Annotated in this window: 19 protein-coding genes; 7 read left to right on the top strand and 12 right to left on the bottom strand. The window is 73.7% G+C overall.

Going from position 1 to position 19,347, the window contains the following annotated elements; translation table 11 throughout:
* Positions 1 to 265: 265 nt before the first annotated feature.
* The 5 genes from ACIA6C_RS02335 to ACIA6C_RS02355 form a co-directional block, all read right to left on the bottom strand.
* Positions 266 to 1,939: a DUF4153 domain-containing protein gene (locus ACIA6C_RS02335; RefSeq protein WP_399272320.1), complete on the bottom strand. Its 1,674-nt coding sequence runs from the start codon at positions 1,937 to 1,939 to the stop codon at positions 266 to 268.
* 174 nt (positions 1,940 to 2,113) lie between these two features.
* A complete protein-coding gene (locus tag ACIA6C_RS02340) occupies positions 2,114 to 3,310 on the bottom strand; it encodes a thiolase C-terminal domain-containing protein (RefSeq protein ID WP_399272321.1) in 1,197 nt (398 codons plus the stop codon).
* Positions 3,311 to 3,323: 13 nt separating this feature from the next.
* Positions 3,324 to 5,456 carry an acyl-CoA dehydrogenase gene (locus ACIA6C_RS02345; RefSeq protein WP_399272323.1) on the bottom strand — a complete coding sequence of 711 codons (2,133 nt, stop codon included), beginning with the start codon at positions 5,454 to 5,456 and terminating at the stop codon, positions 3,324 to 3,326.
* A gap of 149 nt (positions 5,457 to 5,605) precedes the next feature.
* Positions 5,606 to 5,848 (bottom strand): DUF397 domain-containing protein, encoded by a 243-nt coding sequence (locus ACIA6C_RS02350; protein WP_399272325.1) that lies wholly within the window; start codon positions 5,846 to 5,848, stop codon positions 5,606 to 5,608.
* Complete coding sequence (locus tag ACIA6C_RS02355; RefSeq protein ID WP_399272327.1) at positions 5,826 to 6,674, bottom strand: Scr1 family TA system antitoxin-like transcriptional regulator; 849 nt, start codon at positions 6,672 to 6,674, stop codon at positions 5,826 to 5,828. Before ACIA6C_RS02355 ends, ACIA6C_RS02350 begins: the two co-directional genes overlap by 23 nt.
* Positions 6,675 to 6,931: 257 nt before the next feature.
* On the opposite strand from ACIA6C_RS02355, the gene ACIA6C_RS02360 reads away from it, so the two are divergent.
* The 6 genes from ACIA6C_RS02360 to ACIA6C_RS02385 all read left to right on the top strand — a co-directional run bounded on the left by ACIA6C_RS02360 (position 6,932) and on the right by ACIA6C_RS02385 (position 12,272).
* On the top strand, positions 6,932 to 7,573 hold the full coding sequence (locus ACIA6C_RS02360; protein WP_361136391.1) for a class I SAM-dependent methyltransferase: 642 nt from the start codon (positions 6,932 to 6,934) through the stop codon (positions 7,571 to 7,573).
* Between the two features lie 74 nt (positions 7,574 to 7,647).
* Positions 7,648 to 7,809 carry a hypothetical protein gene (locus ACIA6C_RS02365; protein ID WP_399272329.1) on the top strand — a complete coding sequence of 54 codons (162 nt, stop codon included), beginning with the start codon at positions 7,648 to 7,650 and terminating at the stop codon, positions 7,807 to 7,809.
* Positions 7,810 to 8,151: 342 nt separating this feature from the next.
* A complete protein-coding gene (locus tag ACIA6C_RS02370) occupies positions 8,152 to 9,105 on the top strand; it encodes an alpha/beta hydrolase (RefSeq protein WP_399274432.1) in 954 nt (317 codons plus the stop codon).
* 102 nt (positions 9,106 to 9,207) lie between these two features.
* On the top strand, positions 9,208 to 10,191 hold the full coding sequence (locus ACIA6C_RS02375; protein ID WP_399272331.1) for an N-acetylmuramoyl-L-alanine amidase: 984 nt from the start codon (positions 9,208 to 9,210) through the stop codon (positions 10,189 to 10,191).
* A 140-nt stretch (positions 10,192 to 10,331) separates the two neighbouring features.
* Entirely contained in the window at positions 10,332 to 11,138 is an 807-nt protein-coding gene (locus ACIA6C_RS02380; RefSeq protein WP_361136395.1) for a hypothetical protein, read from the top strand.
* A gap of 123 nt (positions 11,139 to 11,261) precedes the next feature.
* Positions 11,262 to 12,272 (top strand): LLM class F420-dependent oxidoreductase, encoded by a 1,011-nt coding sequence (locus ACIA6C_RS02385; RefSeq protein ID WP_399272333.1) that lies wholly within the window; start codon positions 11,262 to 11,264, stop codon positions 12,270 to 12,272.
* Here the strand turns inward: ACIA6C_RS02385 and ACIA6C_RS02390 are convergent.
* The 3 genes from ACIA6C_RS02390 to ACIA6C_RS02400 all read right to left on the bottom strand — a co-directional run bounded on the left by ACIA6C_RS02390 (position 12,269) and on the right by ACIA6C_RS02400 (position 15,006).
* On the bottom strand, positions 12,269 to 12,688 hold the full coding sequence (locus tag ACIA6C_RS02390; RefSeq protein WP_399272335.1) for a hypothetical protein: 420 nt from the start codon (positions 12,686 to 12,688) through the stop codon (positions 12,269 to 12,271). The genes ACIA6C_RS02385 and ACIA6C_RS02390 overlap by 4 nt on opposite strands.
* A gap of 85 nt (positions 12,689 to 12,773) precedes the next feature.
* The gene (locus ACIA6C_RS02395) at positions 12,774 to 14,285 is read right to left on the bottom strand and encodes an immunity 49 family protein (protein WP_399272337.1); all 1,512 of its coding nucleotides are present in this window, start codon (positions 14,283 to 14,285) and stop codon (positions 12,774 to 12,776) included.
* A gap of 73 nt (positions 14,286 to 14,358) precedes the next feature.
* On the bottom strand, positions 14,359 to 15,006 hold the full coding sequence (locus ACIA6C_RS02400; protein WP_399272339.1) for a hypothetical protein: 648 nt from the start codon (positions 15,004 to 15,006) through the stop codon (positions 14,359 to 14,361).
* 114 nt (positions 15,007 to 15,120) lie between these two features.
* Here ACIA6C_RS02400 and ACIA6C_RS02405 point away from each other — a divergent pair, with 114 nt between their 5' ends.
* Positions 15,121 to 15,420, top strand: coding sequence for a hypothetical protein (locus ACIA6C_RS02405; protein WP_190182298.1), 300 nt, complete (start codon positions 15,121 to 15,123; stop codon positions 15,418 to 15,420).
* On the opposite strand, the gene ACIA6C_RS02410 is transcribed toward ACIA6C_RS02405, so the two are convergent.
* The 4 genes from ACIA6C_RS02410 to ACIA6C_RS02425 are packed head-to-tail and all read right to left on the bottom strand — an operon-like array spanning position 15,408 to position 19,186.
* Positions 15,408 to 15,926, bottom strand: a complete 519-nt coding sequence (locus ACIA6C_RS02410; protein ID WP_399272341.1) for a GNAT family N-acetyltransferase — start codon at positions 15,924 to 15,926, stop codon at positions 15,408 to 15,410. The two genes, ACIA6C_RS02405 and ACIA6C_RS02410, sit on opposite strands and share 13 nt — an antisense overlap.
* Before the next feature lie 52 nt (positions 15,927 to 15,978).
* Positions 15,979 to 17,088 carry a prenyltransferase/squalene oxidase repeat-containing protein gene (locus ACIA6C_RS02415; protein WP_399272343.1) on the bottom strand — a complete coding sequence of 370 codons (1,110 nt, stop codon included), beginning with the start codon at positions 17,086 to 17,088 and terminating at the stop codon, positions 15,979 to 15,981.
* Complete coding sequence (locus ACIA6C_RS02420; RefSeq protein WP_329194879.1) at positions 17,085 to 17,819, bottom strand: class I SAM-dependent methyltransferase; 735 nt, start codon at positions 17,817 to 17,819, stop codon at positions 17,085 to 17,087. The genes ACIA6C_RS02415 and ACIA6C_RS02420 overlap by 4 nt, the downstream gene beginning before the upstream one ends.
* A gap of 56 nt (positions 17,820 to 17,875) precedes the next feature.
* Positions 17,876 to 19,186, bottom strand: coding sequence for a glycosyltransferase family 4 protein (locus tag ACIA6C_RS02425; protein WP_399272345.1), 1,311 nt, complete (start codon positions 19,184 to 19,186; stop codon positions 17,876 to 17,878).
* Between the last annotated feature and the right edge of the window lie 161 nt (positions 19,187 to 19,347).

Raw genomic sequence — 19,347 nt, forward strand, 5'->3', positions numbered from 1 at the left:
GGCTGAATTGGCCGGACCCGCGCTGCGGACTCCCGCGGGGCGGGAGTTGCCGGGCCCGGGTGCGGCCCTTGCGGGCCGACGCTGGCCGGACCCCGGTGCGGCCGGAGCCCCGGCGAGGCTGAATTGGCCGGACCCGCGCTGCGGACTCCCGCGGGGCGGGAGTTGCCGGGCCCGGGTGCGGCCCTTGCGGGCCGACGCTGGCCGGACCCCGGGGGCGGACTGGCGGGGCCGACGTCGGCCGGGCCCCGGTGCGGGCCCCGCGGGGTTAGCGGGCGGGGGTGGGCGCGACCAGCGAGCGGCATTCGCTCAGCGACACCGTCACCGGCCGCTCCCGCAGGATCTCCCGCGCCCGGTACTCCCCGAGGCTCGTCGCGTACCACCGCGCCCCACCCCGCCCGCCGTCCCGCAACTCGTCCCGGATCCCGATCAACGCGCACGACCGCTGCGGCTCCGGCAACCGGTCCAACGCCGGCGCCGCATCCGCCGAGAGGTCACGGGCGTAGGCCAGGTCGATCTTGCCCTCCTCCCGGTACCGCGTCACGTTGCTCTGCGCGATCACCCCGTCCGGGGACACCAGCCCGAACGCCAGCACCGTCACCGCCGCGCTCCCGACCACCGCCCGGGCCAGCCAGCGACCGCCCGCCACCCCGGCCGCCATCAGCAGCACGATCACCAGCCCGAGCCACAGCTCCACCGTGACCACCGACAGCCGCAGCCTGGTCAGCCCGTACGCGTCCACGTACAGGTCCATCCGCCGCACGGCGGAGGCGACCACCACCAGCGTCAGCAGGCACAGCACCCCCAGCACCACCCGTACGAAGCGCCGGTCGCCGGCCGTCCCCCGCGGCGCCCACCGCAGGGCCAGCGCGATGACGCCGAGCACGAACACCGTGGCCCACAGCAGCTGCCAGAACCCCTGGCGCGCGTACTCGGCGTAGGTGAGCCCGGTGCTCTCCAGCACCTTGTCGTACCCGCCGAACAGCACCGCCAACTGCACGGCGATGAACCCCGCGAACAGCAGGTTCAGCACGATCAGCGGCAGCCCCCACTCCACCCGCGACCGCGCCTTCCCCGGCGCCACCTCGATGCGGTCCCAGCGGTGCGGGGCCGCGGCCGTCCGGGCACCGGCCAGCGCGAGGACCGCGCCGAACAGGAAGAGCAGGATCCGCAAGGGCCCCTCCCCCACGGAGACGTCGGGAGCCAGGTCCCCCAGCAGGTCGGCGAACGCCGCGTCGGCGGAGGCGAACAGCGCCCCGAACACCAGCAGCAGCCCGACCGCCACCACGCTCGCCTTGGCGACGGGCAGCCAGCGCTCACGCCCGGACCCGCCGGCCCGCGCCCGCACCCCCGCCCAGGCCCAGACGACCCCGGAGACGGCGGTGCTCAGAAAGCCGAGCGGGCTCAGCAGTACGCCGGGCCACCGCCGGCTCCCGTGCAGGGCCAGCGCGGCCAGCATGACGGCGGCCAGGACGGCCAGCGTCGAGGGCCAGGCGGAGTCGCGCAGAGCCGGGACGGCGAGCAGCGCCACGCAGCCGAGGGCCCACAGCACGGTCCAGGGCCGGGCGGTGCGGCCGGCCGCGCGGGCCGAGACGTAGGCGGCCACCATGGCCGGCAGCGCCGCGAGCAGCAGGCCGGGGCCCATGCCGTCCCCGAGGAAGACGGCGGTGGCCAGCCCCGCGGCGAGCACGGCCACCAGCGTGGCGGTACGGATCGGCGCGGCCTGGGCGGTGCGGACGCGCCCGCCGATCGAGGCGGCCGCCTTCGCCACCGCATCGGCGTGGGCCTGCTGCCGCCGCAGCTCGTGCTGGTGCATCAGCCAGCCGTGCCACGCCACGGGATCGTGCCCGGGCATCCCGGGCGCGGCCGGGGGCGGCCCGGCGGCCGGCGACGGCCCGGGCGCGTCCGCCTCGCGTTTGGCCTGGTCGGCGTTGTCGGACATCAGGTTCCTCCCCTGTCGGCCGCCCAGAATCACCGGAAGGTGAGGACGGCGGTCGACAGGGTAGGCACGGCACACGGGGTTTTGAACATATTCAAGAAACCCTTGTACCGGGACCGTGACAAACAAGAGGGGCGGCTTCCGCTACGACCACCGCCGCTACCGCCGCCACCGCCGCTACCGCCTAAGCAGCGTCACCACCGCCGCCCCGCCCAGCCCGATGTTGTGCGCGAGCCCCACCCCCGCCCCGGGCACCTGCCGACCGCCCGCCTCCCCCCGCAGCTGCCACACCAGTTCCGCCGCCTGCGCCAGCCCCGTCGCCCCCAGCGGGTGCCCCTTGGAGATCAGGCCCCCGGACGGGTTGACCACCCACCGCCCCCCGTACGTCGTGGCCCCGCTCTCCACCAGCTCCCCGGCCCCGCCCTCCCCGCACATCCCGAGCGCCTCGTACGTCAGCAACTCGTTGATGGAAAAGCAGTCGTGCAGCTCGATCACGTCCACGTCCTCCACGCCCAGCCCCGACGCCTCGAACACCGCCCGCCCCGCCGCAGCCGACATCGGTTTGCCGACCACGTCGATGCACGAGCCCGACGCGAACGACGCCTCCGTGTCCGTCGTCATCGCCTGCGCCACGATCTCCACCGCCTTGTCGTGCAGCCCGTGCGCGACCATGAACCGCTCCGACACCACCACCGCCGCCGCGGCCCCGTCCGAGGTCGGCGAGCACTGCAGCTTCGTCAGCGGATCGTGGATGGTCTTCGCCGCGAGGATCTCCTCGACCTCGTACACGTCCCGGAACTGCGCGTTCGGGTTGTTCGCCGAATGCCGGTGGTTCTTCGCCGCCACCGCCGCCAGCTGCGCGGCCGTCGTCCCGTACCGCTCCATGTGCTCGCGCGCCGCGTTCCCGAAGATCTGCGCGGTCGGCGGCGACATCTCGAAGCCGTGCCCGGCCGCCATGATCCCGTAGTGCCGGGCGACCGGTGAGACCTTGAAGTCACCGCCGTCCGCGCCGCCGCCCAGCGCGCCCTTCTTCATCTTCTCGAAGCCCAGCGCCAGCACGCAGTCGTTCAGCCCGCCCTCCACGAACTGCCGCGCCATCATCAACGCCGTCGAACCGGTGGCGCAGTTGTTGTTCACGTTGTAGACCGGCACGCCGCTCAGCCCCAGCTCGTACACCGCGCACTGCCCGGCCGTCGACGCCTGGAAGCAGTACCCCACCGGCACCTGCTCCACCAGCTCGTACCCGATCCCCGCGTCCGCCAGCGCCGCGCCCCCCGCCTCCTTCGCCATGTCCCAGTACTGCCAGTCCCGCGACTCCGGCTTCTCGAACCTCGTCATGCCGACGCCCACGATGTACGACTTCGTCCCTGCCACTGCCACTCCTCATTCAGTCCCTGGGAAGGCCGAGGATCCGCTCGGCGACGACGTTCAGCTGGACCTGGGTGGTGCCCCCGGCGATGGTCAGGCAGCGCGACATGAGCATCCCGTGCACCGCCCGCTCCCCCGCGCCCTCCCGCACCGCGCCCGCGGGCCCCAGCAGTTCCAGCGCCAGTTCGGTTAGCCGCTGCTGGTGCGGGGTCTGGACGAGTTTGCGTACGGAGGCACCCGCGCCCGGCTCCAGCCCCGACACCTGCCGCAGCGTGGTCCGCAGGCCGATGCAGGCCAACGCGTGCGCCTCGGCGGCCAGCGCGCCGGCCCGCGCCCGGTACGTGTCGTCCGGTCCGGCGGCGCAGGCCGTGATCAGCGCTTCGAGCCCCGTGTCGAAGGTCATCTGGTCGGCCATGTGCACGCGCTCGTTGCCGAGGGTGTTGCGGGCCACCTTCCAGCCCTCGTCGGCCGCCCCGATAAGCGCGTCGGCGGGCAGCGCGACGTCGTCGAAGTAGACCTCGTTGAACAAGGCCTCCCCGGTGATCTCCTTCAGCGGCCGGATGCCGATGCCGGGCGTGCGCATGTCGACCACGAAGTAGCCGAGTCCCTTGTGCTTGGGCGCCTGCGGGTCGGTGCGGGCGAGGAGGATCCCGAAGTCGGCGCTGTGCGCGGAACTCGTCCACACCTTCTGTCCGTTGACGATCCAGCCGCCCCCCTGCGCCGGCTCCGCCTTGGTCCGCAGCGAGGCCAGGTCGGAGCCCGCGCCGGGCTCCGAGAAGAGCTGGCACCAGGTGACGTCCCCGCGCAGGGTCGGCATCAGGTACGTCTCCTGCTGCCGCGGGGTCCCGTAGGCGAGCAGCGAGGGCACGACCCAGGTGGCGATCCCGAGGTCGGCGAGCCTGACCCCGGCCGCCGCCAGCTCCTGCTGCACCACCAGCTGTTCGACGGGCCCGGCGCCCAGCCCGTAGGGCGGCGGCAGGTACGGGGCCGCGTAGCCGGTCGGCGCCAGGACCTTGCGGGCGGCGGCCGGATCGAGGCCCCTCGCCCCCCGGATCACGCCGCGGGCCTTGGCGCGGTACGTGTCCGCCTCCGCGGGGAGTTCAAGGCGCAGCTCCCGCCGCGCGCCGGCCGCCGCGTGCCCCACGGCCCGCACGCGGTGCGCGTCGCCGGGGCCGAGCAGCTGGCGGGCCACGATCGCCCGGCGCAGGAAGACGTGCGCGTCGTGCTCCCAGGTGAAGCCGATCCCGCCGAGCACCTGGATGCAGTCCTTGGCGCAGGAGTAGGCGGTGTCCAGGGCGGTCGCGGCCGCGAGGGCGGTCACCAACGAGCGCACCCCGTCCGGTTCGTCCAGCACCTGCGCGGCGTCCCAGGCCAGCGCCCGCGCCTGTTCCAGCCGTACCAGCATGTCGGCGCACAGGTGCTTGACGCCCTGGAACCGCCCGATGGGCCGGCCGAACTGCTCGCGCACCTTCGCGTACTCGGCGGCGGTGTGCACCGCCCAGGCGGCGGTCCCGCAGGCGTCGGCCGCGAACAGCGCGCAGGCCGTGTCCCGCACCAGCGCGGAGTCCAGCCCCAGCAGCCGCCCGGCCGGTACGGCGACCCCGCGCGCCCGCACCTCGGCGGTGGGCCGGGTCGGGTCGGCGCTGTCGTGGGTCCGCACGTCCAGGGCGCCGGCGTCGATGGCGAACCAGAGCGTCCCCGGCTCGGCCTCGGCGGCGAGCAGCAGGATCTCCGCCTCCCCGGCGCCGAGCACGGGCGGCGCGAGCCCCTCCAGCAGGTAGCCGCCCCCTTCGAGGGCGGCGGCGGTCATGGTCCCGGGCCCGAGCGCCACGGCCCCCACCCGCCCGCCGAGCGGCGGCGCCCCGGCCCGCGCCAGGAGTACGGAGGCCAGCGCGCTCGGCAGGTACGCCCCGGGCAGCGCCGTCCGGGCGGCCTCCTCCACGACGACGGCGAGGTCGAGCAGGGTCCCGCCCTCCAGGTGCGGGAACAGCAGCCCGGAGTCGGCCAGGTCGTCCCAGTACGCGGGCCGCACCCCGCTCTGCGGCGGGGCGTCGAGCAGCTTGCGCACTTCTTCGGGCGGCACGGCCCGCGCGAGCCGGCCGCGCACGGCGTCGGCCAACTCCCGTTGCTCTTGCGTGATTCCGATGCCCATGCGCGGCAGGCTAGAACACGTTCCATTCTGACGGAAGGTCAGATCGTCACCCGTTCCGGCCGAACTCGCGGTCCCCCGCCGGACACGACGAAGGCCCGGCTCCGGCGCGAGGGGTCGTCCTCACGCCGGAACCGGGCCCGGAACCCGTTTCAGAGACCGCGCACGAACTCCGTGAAGGCGTCGGGGCTCACGGTGAAGGCGGGCCCGTCCGGGTGCTTGGAGTCCCGGACGGCGACGACGCAGGGCTGGGCGGCGACCTCGACGCACTGGCCGCCGGTGGTGCCGCTGTACGAGGACTTACGCCACGCGGCGCCGCCGAGGGGGGCGCACTCGACACACTCACCGCCGGTGTCGGAGCTGTACGAGGACTTACGCCACGACGTGCCCGTCATGTGCTGGATGGTGTCCATAACGCTCCTCCATTACGCGGGCGATCCGTGCCGCCGAGTCCTCCACGGAGAGGGCGGCGGCCTGCAAAAGATCGTAACGGAGCGAACCCTCCCTGAGTGCTTGCGGATTGGCCGTCATATGGCCCTGGACGAAGTCCTCGGTGTAGACGAGGTCGTGCCCGTCGTCGAGCCGCAGGAGGGTGAACGAGCCCGGCAGACCCGCATGAGCTCCCGCCTCGAACGGCAGGATCTGCGTCTTTACCCAGTCGCGCTCCTGGAGCACCAGCAAGTGGGCCAGCTGCTCCCGCATGACGTCCCGGCTGCCGATCTGCTGGTGCAGAACGGCCTCGCTCATCACCACCCACATCAGCGGCGGTTCCTCGCGGTCCAGGATCCGCTGCCGGTCCAGCCGCGCGGCCACCTTGCCGTCGAGGTCGCCGTCGCCCCGCGCCCCCAGCACCGCCCGCGCGTACGCGGGGGTCTGCAACAGCCCGTAGACGAGCTGCGCCTGGAAGGTGGAGATGCACCGGGCCCGTGCCTCCATCTCCGCATACGCCTGGAACCACGTCGGCAGCTGGCTCCGCAGCACCAGCCCCACCAGCCGGGAGAAGAAGCCGCCCGTGTCGAGCGCCGCGTCCACCCGCTCGGAGAAGTCCCGGGTCGGCACCCTGCGGGCCTTTTCGATCATGCCGATCAGCGATCCGGTGCAGAAGACGCAGCTGCCGAGCTGGGCCTGTTTCATTCCGGCGGCCTCGCGGTAGCGGCGCAGTTCGGCGCCGTAGTAGTCCAGCGGAGAGGCGCTGGGATCGAGTTCGCGGTTGTGGACCACGGAGCGGTCACCTCCAAGCAGCCGCCGCGCGGCGTCCGGTTCGGTCTGTCGCCGAGCGTAGCCACGCCGTGGCACCCCGTGTGGCCGGAAGCCCTCAACTCCACTCCGAAGAGGGGAAATTGCCCCGCATCCACCACCTGGGCCTCACCCTGTGTGCACCGGGCCGCCAGGCCGGGGCCCCCCGGACGTGGTGCCCTACCGGGCGGTAGGGCACCATGGGCCGCCCACGCGCACCCCGCTCAGCAGGAGGAACCACCATGGCCAGCCCCAAGCCGGAGACCCTCGCCGCCTTCGAGGCCGCCAAGGGGTTCATGCCCGTGGGCGAGGGGCTCGCCCTGTACGCCGCCGCGGCCGAGGCGGCCGCGCTCGGTCTGCCGCTGCTGGAGGTCGGTACGTACTGCGGCCGCTCCACCCTCCTGCTGGCCGACGCCGCCCGCGAGGCGGGCGTGGCCGTGCTGACCGTCGACCACCACCGGGGCAGCGAGGAGCAGCAGCCGGGCTGGGAGTACCACGACCCGACGGTGGTGGACCCCGAGATCGGGCTGATGGACACGCTTCCGACCTTCCGCCGCACCCTGCACCGGGCCGGTCTGGAGGAGCACGTGATCGCGGTCGTCGGCCGGTCCCCGCAGGTGGCGGCTGCCTGGGGCGGCCCGCTGGGCTTCGTCTTCATCGACGGCGGGCACACCGACGAGCACGCGAACGGCGACTACGAGGGATGGGCCCCGCACCTGGCCGTGGGCGGCACCCTGGTGATCCACGACGTGTTCCCGGACCCGGCCGACGGCGGGCAGGCCCCGTACCGGATCTACCTGCGCGCACTGGCCTCCGGCGCCTTCGAGGAGGTCTCGGTGACGGACTCGCTGCGCGTGCTCCGGCGCACCGGCGAAGGCGTCTGACGGCAGCCGCGCCGAGGATTCACACATCCCTTGCCCCATGGCCCGGCAGCCCGCACGGTGGCGATCACCCCGACATGACCCCGGACACGGGCAAGGACACGAACACCACTCCGGCCCCGCAGGGCGTCGTCCCGGCCGCGGCTGCGGCCGGCACCTGGATGCTCGGCGGCGGCACCGAGATCAGGCGGATCGGCATCGGTTCTGCTTCTCACCGCTGCGCCCGGCCAACGAACTGATCAACCGGTCCGGGCCGGGGCGCACGGCCGGCGCGGCCGGCGGGGCGCGCGTCCTGGCCATTCCCGACCGGCGACCCCCTCCACCTCGACGCCAACGTGGCGGCCGGCGCCCTGCGTCTGGACCGGTGACGACCTCGCCGCCCTGGACTCCGTCCACCGTTCCTGAGGTTGCGGGCGCCGCCCCGCCCGGCCCGGGTGGGCGCCCGGCGGTGTGATGGGCTGTGCCGCATGGGTCCAGGGGAGAGCGTTGCGGCCGAGAGCGTCCCACCGGCCACCGGTGAGCGCCGCCGCGGGCCGGCGCCGCGAGCCGTGCCGCCCCTCGACCCCGAACTGGGCGCCGTTATGGCGGCGATGGGGCCGCGGGCGGTGGAGCCGCTCACTCCGGCGAACCTTGAGGACCGGCAGCGGCGCGATGCCGTGCGGCGGCCCAGGCCGACGGTCGAGGAGCTGGCCGCCCGGGGGCGTTTCGACGTGGCGGAACTGCGGGTGCCGGGACCGCCGGACGGCCCGGAGGTCACGCTCGTCAGCGCGCGGCCGGCCGGGCTCGCCGGGCGGCCGCTGCCCCTGCTGTACTACATGCACGGTGGCGGCCTGGTCATGGGCAACGCCTGGTCCGTGCTGCCGCGGATCCTGCGCGAGTGGGTCCTCCCCCTGGAACTGGCCGTCATCTCGGTCGAGTACCGACTGGCGCCCCGGACGCCATACCCGGGACCGCTGGAGGACTGCCACGCCGGGCTCGTCTGGGCGGCCGGGCACGCCGACGGACTGGGCATCGACGCGGACCGCATCGTCATCGGCGGCAAGAGCGCCGGCGCCGGGCTCGCGGCCGCCCTCGCCCTGCTGGTCCGTGACCGGGGCGGTGCCGGTCCGGCGCCGCTCGGGCAGCTGCTGCTGTCCCCGATGCTCGACGACCGCGGCGGCTCCTTCTCCGGACGTCAGCCGGCCGCCGGCCACGGCGTGTGGGACCCCGGCTCCAACGAGACGGCATGGAGGGCGGCGCTGGGCGACCGCTACGGCGCCTCGGACCTGCCGCCCTACGCGGCCCCGGCCCGCGCCACGGACCTTTCCGGACTCCCCCCGGCTTATGTCGAGGTCGGGTCGGCGGAGATCTTCCGGGACGAGGGCGTGGCGTACGCGAACGCGATCTGGCAGGCCGGAGGCCAGGCCGAACTGCACGTCTGGCCCGGCGCCTGCCACGGCTTCGACTCCTTGGCACCGCGAGCGGCCCTCACCCGGGACGCCCGCGACGCCCGCACCCGCTGGCTCCGTCGCCTGCTCACCCCGCCCCGGGCGTGACGCGCCCTCAGGCATATACACGACCTCAGGCATATAAACGGACCACGCCCTCGGATGGCCCAGCTCCGGTCCCCCCGGGCAGGGCCGGTCTAGCATCGCGACGTGCGCTACGACGACAGTCCCCCGCCCCCAGAGTCCGCCTCTTCGATCAGTCCGGACCGGCGCTGGTTCATGCGCCGCTCCGCCCTCACCATCGCGGCCGCGTCCCTCGTCCCGGCCGCCCTCGCGGCCTGGGTGCTGACCCAGGCGCTGACCGGGTCCGGGCACGACCGGCAGCCGCCCCCGGCCGCCGCGCCGCTGCCCGCCTCCCACGCCACCGGTCTGGACGGCAAGCCGAACACCGCCGCCGGGGCCACTCCCACCGCCGCCGGCCGCTCCGGCACGGCCTCCTCGGCGCAGCCGCCCGCCGGGAGCCCGCTCGCCGGCCGGATCGTGGTCGTCGACCCGGGGCACAACACCGGCAACTTCGACCACACCGCCGAGATCGACCGCGAGGTCGACATCGGCACCAACCGCAAGGAGTGCGACACCACCGGCACCACGACCAACTCGGGCTACATGGAAGCCGACTTCACCATGGACGTGTCCCGCCGGCTGCGCACTCTTCTGGAGGCCAAGGGCCTCAAGGTGGTGTTCACGCACGAGACGGACCGCGCCTGGGGCCCCTGCATCGACGAGCGGGCCCGCATCGGCAACGAGGCGAAGGCGGACGCCGTCGTCTCCGTCCACGCGGACGGCGTCTCCGAGGGCAGCCGCGGCTACCACGTGATCCTCCCCGCCGAGGTCAAGGGCGGGAAGGCGGACACCGCGAAGATCGTGGAACCCTCGCGGCGGCTCGGGGAACGCATCGCGAGCAACTTCGCCCGCACGACGGGGTCGAGCCCCGCCAACTACCTCGGCGGCGGCACAGGATTGGTGATCCGCGACGATCTGGGCGGACTGAACCTCTCAACCCGGCCCAAGGTGTTCATCGAATGCGGCAACATGCGTGACAGCAAGGACGCGGCGCAGTTGACGAATCCGCAGTGGCGCCAGAAAGCGGCGCAGGGCATCGCGGACGGTATCGTCGGCTTCCTGGGCGGGTAGTCCCCATCCGGGGCCACCCGCCGCCCCGGCCCTCTCGGCCACGGGAAACCTCCGTACCATGGTGCCGCCCGCCCCGCTCCAGCTCTGATCTGCGACCGCGGCACCACGAGACGACCGAGACCGAGAAGGACACCTAAGACGTGAACATCCGCTCCCTCACTCGAGGCGACGGCGTGGTGATCGGAGCAGCGGTGCTGCTGTTCATCGCCTCGTTCCTCGATTTCTACTCCGTCACCGGCGCCGACATGCCGAGCGTGTGGAACACCGACTACAGCGGCCTCGCCCTGCCCGCCATCTTCCTGCTCGGTTTCGTCGCGGCGGGGCTGCTGATCTCCGCCCGCTTCCAGCCGGAGTCCCGCAAGGTGCTCGGTCTGCCGCTGGCCGCCTGGGGTACGGTGCTCGCCGTCGCAGCCGCCTGGAACGCCCTGTGGTCGCTGATCGTCTGCCCGGCCAGGGCCGACCTCGGCGCCGGCTGCATCCTGTCCTTCCTCGCCGCCCTCGCGCTGGCCGGTGTGGCCGTCGCCGGGCCGCAGATCCCCGCGCTGGCCGGTCAGCTCGTACCCGAGCCCCGTCCGGCCGCGGTCCCGCCCTTCGGCGGCCAGCCCGGCGCCGGGTACGGGTACCCGGGCGCCCAGCAGCAGCCGTACGGCTCCACCCCGCAGCCCGTCCCGCCGTACGGCGGGACGCCGGCGCCCGCCCCCGGCCCGCAGGACGCGGCCCAGCACCCGGCCCCCGGCCCGGCGGCGGACTTCTCCCCGTTCTGGTTCGCCGTCCCGGTGGCCCGGCCGCTCTTCCCGGAGGACGGCTCGCCCACCCCGATCGCGGAACTCGCGCCCGGCACCTGGTACCTGGCCGTCGAGCAGCGCGGCGAGGCCACCCTGATCGCCCAGACCCAGGACGGCCGCCGCGGCGTCCTGAACGACACCTCGGGCATCCAGCGCGGATAGCCTCCACGACGCCCGCGACGGCCCTCCGCCCTTCCGGGCGGGGGGCCATTGCTCTACAGTCTCCTGACGCATCGTCAGATGAGGCCCGTCCGGGACTCACCGGGGACTCACGGGGGGCCGCACATGCGCCTGGGACTCGCACTCGGCTACTGGGGCCGCGGCCCCGGCCCCGACCACCTCGCCCTCGCGAGGGAGGCCGAGCGGCTCGGGTACGACTCGGTGTGGACGGCCGAGGCCTGGGGGTCGGACGCCTTCACCCCGCTGACCTGGATCGCCGCGCACACCTCCCGCATCCGGCTCGGTACCGCCATCGCCCAGATGGCCGCCCGCAGCCCCACCGCCACCGCCATGCACGCCCTGACCCTGGACCACCTCTCTGGCGGCCGGATGATGCTGGGGCTCGGCCTGTCGGGGCCGCAGGTGGTGGAGGGCTGGTACGGGCGCCCGTTCCCCGCGAGCCCGCTCACCGCGACCCGGGAGTACGTGGACGTCATCCGCCAGGTGCTGCGCCGCGAGGCGCCCGTCGCCCTCGACGGCCGCTTCCACAGCCACCCCTACCGCGGGCCGGGCGGCACGGGCCTCGGCAAGGCCCTCAAGCCCATCACCCACCCCCTGCGCGCGGACCTGCCCGTCCTGCTCGGCGCGGAGGGCCCGAAGAACATCGCCCAGACGACCCGGATCGCGGACGGCTGGCTCCCCCTGTACTGGTCGCCGACCCGCACCGACGTCTACCAGGCCTCGCTGACCGCGCTCCCCGAGAACTTCGTGATCGCGCCGATGGCCCGCGCCAAGGTCTGCGACGACGTCGCGGAGGGGCTGCTGCCGGTGAAGGCGATGCTCGGCTTCTACATCGGCGGCATGGGCCACGCGGCCCGCAACTTCCACGCCGACCTGATGGCCCGGATGGGCTACGAGGAGGAGGCCCGCCGCATCCAGGACCTGTTCCTCGCCGGCCGCAAGGAGGAGGCGGTGCTCGCCGTCCCCGACGCGTTTGCGGACGAGATCTCCCTGATCGGCCCGCGCGGGCGGATCGCGGAACGCCTCGACCTCTGGCGCAAGGGCCCGGTCACCGACCTCCTCCTCACCGCACCCGACCCCCACACCCTGCGCGTCCTCGCGGAACTCAACACCTAGGCCGCCCCGGTGCCGGCCTCCGCCTCCGCCTCCGCCTCCGCCTGCGGCACCACTGCCAGCAGCTCCCGAAGGTCCAGCGGCATCACGGCGATCTCGATGACCGGGCCGGCCGCCGGGGTACAGGTGACGATCCGGGAGGCGGGGTTGATGGACAGGCCCTCCCGCACCGAGGGCGGCCGGACGCCGGTGGCGCGGGCGCCGGCCAGGCCGACGGCCGGCCCCCGGCGCGGGAGCCAGCGGGCCGCGCCCTGGTCGACGTACAGCCGGCCGGACCGCCAGCGCCCCCGGCCGGCCGGGTGGCGTGCCATGCAGGGGAGGCCGGCGGGCACACCGTCCGCCGCCCGCCGACGCTGCACGCGCCGCACCAGCCACCCGGTCACGGCGGCGACGACGGCCAGAAACAGGAATCCGAACATCCGCTCATCCTACGAGCGCCCCGCCCCAGGACCTCCCACCCGAACCGGGCCCCCACGACCGGCTCCCCGGTCGAGCACGGCCCGGCTAGGCGGGGACGCCGGCGTCGGGGATGGTTTCTATCCGTTCCCGGCCCAGCAGGTAGGCGGGCAGGTACGGCTGCTTCGGGTCGACCGGGAACCCCCGGTCGTGCGCGAGGCACGCCATCGCCAGCGGTCCCAGCGCCAGCCGGGCGCGCGGCGCCCCCGACCCGCCCCAGTAGCCGCGGTGTTCCGCGAGGGCCTCGGCCAGCGCCTCGGCGAAGGCCTCCGGGTCGTCCGTGACGAGGCGGTGGAAGAGGGCGACCGGCTGGTAGTCGACCCGGTTGACGAAGTCCTTGGGCGCGTGCGTCAGGGCTTCGGGCATGGACGTCTTCATCGTGGTGAGGAGCTTCTCCACGACGTCGTCCATGGCCCCCCGGGAGAAGTACGTCCGCAGGGTGTCCGCCCAGTGCAGGACGTACTCGTCCACCGAGTCGTCCTCGCGCAGCCTCGCCATCGGCACCTGGCACAGCCGGCCGATCCGCTCGTGCTGGCGGCACACGAGCGCGAGGTACAGGGCGTCGAGCCAGGCGCGGACGTCCGCGGGCGGCTCCGCGGGCGTCTCGGGCAGCTGCCTGACGAGGTCCTCGCCGAGCCGGCACTCCTGCGGCTGGGCTCCGGCGAACAGCGCGGAGCCGAGCTGTACGGCGGTGGCCCAGGCCTCCCACGTGTCGAGGCACGCCGCGTCGGGGTCGTCGGCGCAGTGGGCGTGGGCGAGCGCGAGGGCGGAGCCGAAGGCGTCGCCGAGCCCTGCCGGGTCCTCGGCGAGACGGCCCACCGACTCGGCGGTGCTCTGCGTGAGCCGATCGACGTCGGGGGCGTCGGCCGTGGCGGTGGTGGCGAGCCGCCCGGCGCGGTCCAGCCGGACCAGGCCCTTCATCAGGCCCAGCAGGCGCGGCGGCGGCTGGAGGGAGACGGTGCGGGTGTCCTCGTCGATGACGGTGAGCGAGGTGAGTCCGCCCTCGTGCCACCAGTAGACCCGCGGCGACAGCCCGCCCGGCCCGTCGGCGTGGGCGCCCCACGCGTAGTCGGCGAGGGTGTTGAGCGCATCGACCACCGATCCGTCGCCGATCGGGTGGTACACCAGGTTGTGCCGGCCGGGCACGACCACGAGGGCGCCGGCCTCCGGGAGCGGCTCACCGGTGACCTGCCGGGCCACTTCGGACAGGACCAGCGCCTTGGCGGCGACGAAATGGGAGTCGCCGTACACGGAGTGCAGCCGCGCCCCGTCCCGTCCGGGCACGTGCGCGTACTCGACGGGTACGCGCATCAGGTTGGCGTACCCGGCCCGCCGCAGCTCCTGGAGCCCGACGCGCGCCACGTCGTGGTCGGTGAGGATCCGCACGCTGGTGGGGCCGTCCACGGCGTACGCGAGGACGAGCCCGTCGGCGACCACGCGCGCGTAGCGCATGGCCCCGGCGAGCTCGGCGGTGAACGCGTCCACGGGGAGCAGCCGGGCGTGTACGTCCCGGAGCAGTTCCGCTGCGTCCGTCGGGTGTTGGGCGTCGTCTCGGTTCACCCTTGCGACTGTACGAGGGGGGTGTGACAGTGCGACGCCGGGGCGGGCCGGGGCTGTTCCCCGGCCCGCCTGCCTAGCCGCGCAGCTGGGACAGGCTCGGGACCTGGTCCTTGACGGGGGCACCGGCGCTCTGGCCCGCGTCCTTGACGCCGCCGATCACGTTCTGGAAGTTGGTGACGTCGGCGTCGTTCGCGTCGCCCTTGCGGAGCTTGGAACCGAGGCCCTTGAGGGATTCGATGCCCGAGGTGAGGGGGGCCACCGCCTTCGACAGCAGCGGGTCGCCCTTCGCGTTGTTGACGGCCGCCTTGAGCCGGTTGTAGGCGAAGGCGCCGGCCAGGCCTGCCTTGACGAGCGCGAACGTGCGGCCCTTGGCGCCCTTCTTGAACGTGCCCGCCTTGTACGGCTTGATGATCCACTGGTAGGTCGCCCCGGCCGCGAGACCGGCGTTGGCGACGAAGCGGGTCTTGGCGAACTTCTGCCGCTCGGCGGAGGTGCTCGGCGTCGGCTCCGCGGCGGCGGCCCGGGCATCGGCCTCGGCGGCCGCCCCCTCGGCTTCGGCGAAGGCGGCCACGGCGACCGAGACGTCGTCGTTCTGGCTCGTGGTGACCGTTCCGGAGCCACCGCCGGAGCCACAGGCGGTCGCACCGGCCAGGAGCGCGCAGGACAGCAGGGCCGCCGTCAGGGCGCGGCGGATTCGGACGGAAGTGACGGGGTGGGACACGGTTGCCTCCGGGGGACTGAGGTGTCCTCCGCAGCCTCGCCCGGGCCGCGTGACTCCGCTACTTGGGGGACCCGTTCGGGGTTTGTTCCGCCCTGCGGCGGCAAGACGCGGGACATGCGGACATACACCAGAGCACCTGCCCGTGGTAGCGGCCTGGGCCGGGCCGTCGCCGTCCTGGCCGACGTGCTGGCTTTCGTGATCGGCCTGTGGATCCTGCTCTACCTGCTGGACGCCAACCGGGGGAACGCGTTGGTCGACTTCGTCCACGACGCCGCGACCTGGCTCGCCGGCTGGTCGTACGACCTGTTCACCTTCGACCGCGAGTGGGTCCAGGTGGTGGTCGGGTACGGCCTGGCGGCGGTGGTCTACCTCTTCATCGGTCACCTCGTCTCGGGCTGGCTCTACCGCCGCTGACCCCGAGGCACCTCCCCGGCCGCCGCCACGTCCGAAGGGGCGGCCGCCGGCGTTCCGGCGCCCGTGTCGAACCACAGCTGCGGGCGCTCCCAGCCGATCCTCGGCGGCGTCGGCGCCACCACGCCCACCCGCCGCGCCCCCAGGCGCCGGTAGAACTCCTCCGCCGGGGGATGCGCCACCACCTTCACGCCGGGCAGACCGGCGTCCCCGGCACGTCCCGTCATGTGCCGCACCAGGAGCCGTCCGACGCCCGCGCCCTGGGCGTCGTCCGCCACGAACGCCAGGTCCAGCTCCGGCGGGTCCAGGACGAGGGCGTAGAAGCCGAGCACCCGCCCGTCCGGGCCCACGGCCACGAAGACCTCGTGCCGGGCGATGTAGTCGGCCGTGACCCGGTAGCCGGAGATGATCGAGGCGTACGCACCCGAGTAGGCCCCGGACTCCTGGACCAATGCCGTGAGGCGCTCCGCGTCCCGGGCGAGGGCACGCCTGATCGTCATGGACTGCATGCACCGAAGTATAGGAATCCCGGCGCTCAGGGGCGGAGCCGCAGTACGGTCCTTACCCGGCCGGGGTCTGGTCCTGTTCGCGGCCGCAGCAGTCCGGTTCGAGACCGGCGGGCAGCGAGAGGCCGCCGAAGACCTCGCCCGTCGCCTCGTCCCCGCCGAGCGCGGCCACGGCCAGCAGCAGCGAGCCCGCCGTCCAGGTCGTCTGCTCGACCGGCCAGACCGCCTGGTCCTGGAACACGTAGCCGGTCCAGTACATGCCGTTCTCGGCGCGCAGGTGCCCGATCGAACGCAGGACCTCCAGCGCCCGGTCCGACTCCCCGATCGCCCACAGCGCGAGCGCCAGCTCGCAGGACTCCCCGCCCGTCACCCACGGGTTCGGCAGCACGCACCGCACGCCCAGCCCCGGGACCACGAACTCGTCCCACCGCTCCTCGATGCGCGCCCTCGCCTCGGCGCCGGTGACGGCGCCGCCCAGCACCGGGTAGTACCAGTCCATCGAGTACTGCGACTTGTCCAGGAACCGCTCCGGGTGCCGCCGTATCGCGTGCCCCAGCGCGCCCGCCGCCAGCTCCCAGTCCGGCTGCGGGTCCCCGCGGTGGTCGGCGATCGCCAGCGCGCACCGCAGCGCGTGGTGGATGGAGGAGGACCCGGTCAGCAGCGCGTCGCCGACGGGCGTGCCGTCCGCCTCCCGCTTCCAGCCGATCTCGCCGCCCGGCTGCTGCAGCGCCAGTACGAACTCCACGGCCGCGTACACCGCCGGCCACATGCGGTCCAGGAACGGGTCGTCGCCCGTGGCGAGGTAGTGGTGCCAGACCCCGACCGCTATGTACGCGACGAAGTTGGTCTCCCGGCTCGCGTCCTGCGGTTCGGCGGTGTCCACCCCGTCCGGCCGGTCGGCGTAGGCCGCGTACCAGGAGCCGTCCTCGTTCTGGTGCCGCGCCAGCCACTCGTACGCCCGCTCCGCGGCCTGGTGCTCCCCCGCCGCGTCCAGCGCCATCGCGGCCTCGGTGTGGTCCCACGGGTCCAGGTGGTGGCCGCGGAACCACGGGATCGCCCCGTCGGCGCGCTGCGCCGCGAGGATCCCCGCCACCGTGCCCGCCGCCTGCTCGGCGGTCAGCACGCCGTCCAGCACGAGGTGTTCGGTGCGCCCGGGAGTGCTCACTGCGCCGCGCCGAGGGGGAGGTGCGGCTTGGTGGCGTACGCCACGAAGCTCTTGCCGATGACCGGGTTGAGGGCCTGCTCGGCGAGCCGCGTCGCCAGCGGCTTCTTCATGATGTCCCAGACCAGGAGCTTGTGGTACGCCTTCACCGGCAGCGCCTTGTCGTTGTCGACGCCGAACGCGCACTTGAGCCACCAGTACGGGGAGTGCAGGCCGTGCGCGTGGTGCGTGCCGTACGGCTTGAGGCCCGCGGCCTCCATCTTCCCGAGCAGCTCGTCCGCCTTGTAGATGCGGATGTGGCCGCCTTCGACCTCGTGGTAGGCGTCGGAGAGCGCCCAGCAGATCTTCTCGGGGCCGTAGCGCGGCACCGTGACCGCGATGCGGCCGCCGGGCTTGAGCACGCGCACCATCTCGGCGAGGACGCCCTTGTCGTCGGGGATGTGCTCCATCACCTCGGAGATGATGACGACGTCGAAGGACTCGTCGGGGAAGGGCAGGGCCAGCGCGTCGCCCTCCATGGCGGTCGCGGTCGCGCCCGCGGGCGCCTCACCGGCCTCCTTCATGGCGGCGAACCACTTGGCGACTTCGCGGATCTCCTCGCCGTTGCGGTCCACGGCGACCACCTGGGCGCCGCGCCGGTAGCACTCGAAGGCGTGCCGGCCTGCGCCGCAGCCCAGGTCGAGCACGCGGTCGCCTGCGGCGAGCGGGAACCGGGAGAAATCGACGGTCAGCACGGGGTCCTGCCTTCGCGGGTCGCGGGGGTGTACGGGGGTGGTGGTTCGAAACGGTGTCAGCGCGCGCGGCGGGTACGGGCCTGCTCGATGGCGGCCCGGTAGTGGACCACGGTGCCCTCGGCGGCCTTCGCCCAGGTGAACCGGGCCAGGACTCTCTCGCGACCGGCGGCGCCGAGACGGGCGCGCAGCCCGTCGTCACCCAGCAGCCGGCCCAGCGCGGCGGCCAGGGCGCCCGCGTCGCCGGGGGGCACGGCCAGACAGGTCTCCCCGTCGGGGCCGGCGACCTCGGGGATCGCCCCGCCGGTGGTGGCGACCAGCGGCGTACCGGTGGCCATGGCCTCGGCGGCCGGCAGCGAGAAGCCCTCGTAGAGGGACGGCACGCAGGCGACCTGCGCGCTGCGCACCAGGTCCACGAGCTCGGCGTCGGTGATGCCCTTGACGAAGCGCACGGCGTCCTGGAGCCCGTACGTCTCGATCGCGCGGGCGACCGGCCCCTTCTCGGCGCGTTTGCCGACGACGACCAGGTGGGCGTCGGGGCGTTCGGTGCGCAGTTTGGCGAGGGCCTCGACGAGGTGGACGAGCCCCTTGAGCGGCACGTCGGCGCTGGAGGTCGTCACGATCCGCCCGGGCACCTCCGCCACCGAGGCGTCGGGCGACCACAGGTCGGTGTCGGCGCCGATGTGGACGACGTGGATGCGTTCGTCGCGCACGCCGAGGTGTTCGGCGATCTCCTGCCGGGAGGAGCCGGAGACGGTCAGCACCGACGGCAGGCGGCGGGCCACGCGGCCCTGCATGCGGGTGAAGGCGTACCAGCGGCGGACGGAGAGGCGCTTCTTGCGGTCCTTGGCGGCGGCCAGGTCCAGCTTCCGGTCGACGGTGATGGGGTGGTGGATCGTGGTGACCAGGGGAGCGCCCAGCTCGCCCAACAGGCCGTAGCCGAGGGTCTGGTTGTCGTGGATGACGTCGAAGTCCCCGACGCGCGCGGCGAGATGGCGGCGGGCCCGCAGGGAGAACGTCAGGGGCTCGGGGAAGCCGCCGGTCCACATCGTGGCGACCTCAAGTGCGTCGATCCAGTCCCGGTACTCGTCGCGCCCCGGGGTGCGGAACGGGTCGGGGCTGCGGTAGAGGTCCAGGCTCGGCAGCTCGGTGAGGGTGGCGCCGGTGTCGAGCACCGGGTAGGGCTGCGCGCCGATCACTTCCACCGAATGGCCCAGCCGTACGAGCTCGCGCGAAAGGTGCCGGACGTAGACGCCCTGGCCACCGCAGAACGGGTTCCCCTTGTAGGTGAGGAGTGCGATGCGCAACGGGCGGTCGCCGTCGGCGACGGAAGCCGCGAAAGGGCTCGTCACCATGGCCTCTGCGGTCACTCTCGGCCCCCTTCTCCCTGCACTTTCGCCGGAGCGTAACCGCTCGCATAATGTAGAACAAGTTTCAGACTTGATCCGTCGAAGAGCATTGAATCTACCGGCCGGAAACCACACCGTAAGAGGCGGAGCAGGTGATTCACGCCACGGCTCCGGCGGCTGAC

This window comes from Streptomyces sp. NPDC051578 (assembly GCF_044454045.1).
Lineage (GTDB): Bacteria > Actinomycetota > Actinomycetes > Streptomycetales > Streptomycetaceae > Streptomyces.

Bases quoted from the DNA above. Each gene is read 5' to 3' on its own strand.
- ACIA6C_RS02410 (WP_399272341.1), bottom strand. From the start codon at position 15,926: ATGCAGTCCATGACGATCAGGCGTGCCCTCGCCCGGGACGCGGAGCGC.
- ACIA6C_RS02345 (WP_399272323.1), bottom strand. From the start codon at position 5,456: ATGGGCATCGGAATCACGCAAGAGCAACGGGAGTTGGCCGACGCCGTG.
- ACIA6C_RS02385 (WP_399272333.1), top strand. From the start codon at position 11,262: ATGCGCCTGGGACTCGCACTCGGCTACTGGGGCCGCGGCCCCGGCCCC.
- ACIA6C_RS02370 (WP_399274432.1), top strand. From the start codon at position 8,152: ATGGCGGCGATGGGGCCGCGGGCGGTGGAGCCGCTCACTCCGGCGAAC.
- ACIA6C_RS02365 (WP_399272329.1), top strand. From the start codon at position 7,648: ATGACCCCGGACACGGGCAAGGACACGAACACCACTCCGGCCCCGCAG.
- ACIA6C_RS02335 (WP_399272320.1), bottom strand. From the start codon at position 1,939: ATGTCCGACAACGCCGACCAGGCCAAACGCGAGGCGGACGCGCCCGGG.
- ACIA6C_RS02350 (WP_399272325.1), bottom strand. From the start codon at position 5,848: ATGACGGGCACGTCGTGGCGTAAGTCCTCGTACAGCTCCGACACCGGC.
- ACIA6C_RS02390 (WP_399272335.1), bottom strand. From the start codon at position 12,688: ATGTTCGGATTCCTGTTTCTGGCCGTCGTCGCCGCCGTGACCGGGTGG.
- ACIA6C_RS02360 (WP_361136391.1), top strand. From the start codon at position 6,932: ATGGCCAGCCCCAAGCCGGAGACCCTCGCCGCCTTCGAGGCCGCCAAG.
- ACIA6C_RS02405 (WP_190182298.1), top strand. From the start codon at position 15,121: ATGCGGACATACACCAGAGCACCTGCCCGTGGTAGCGGCCTGGGCCGG.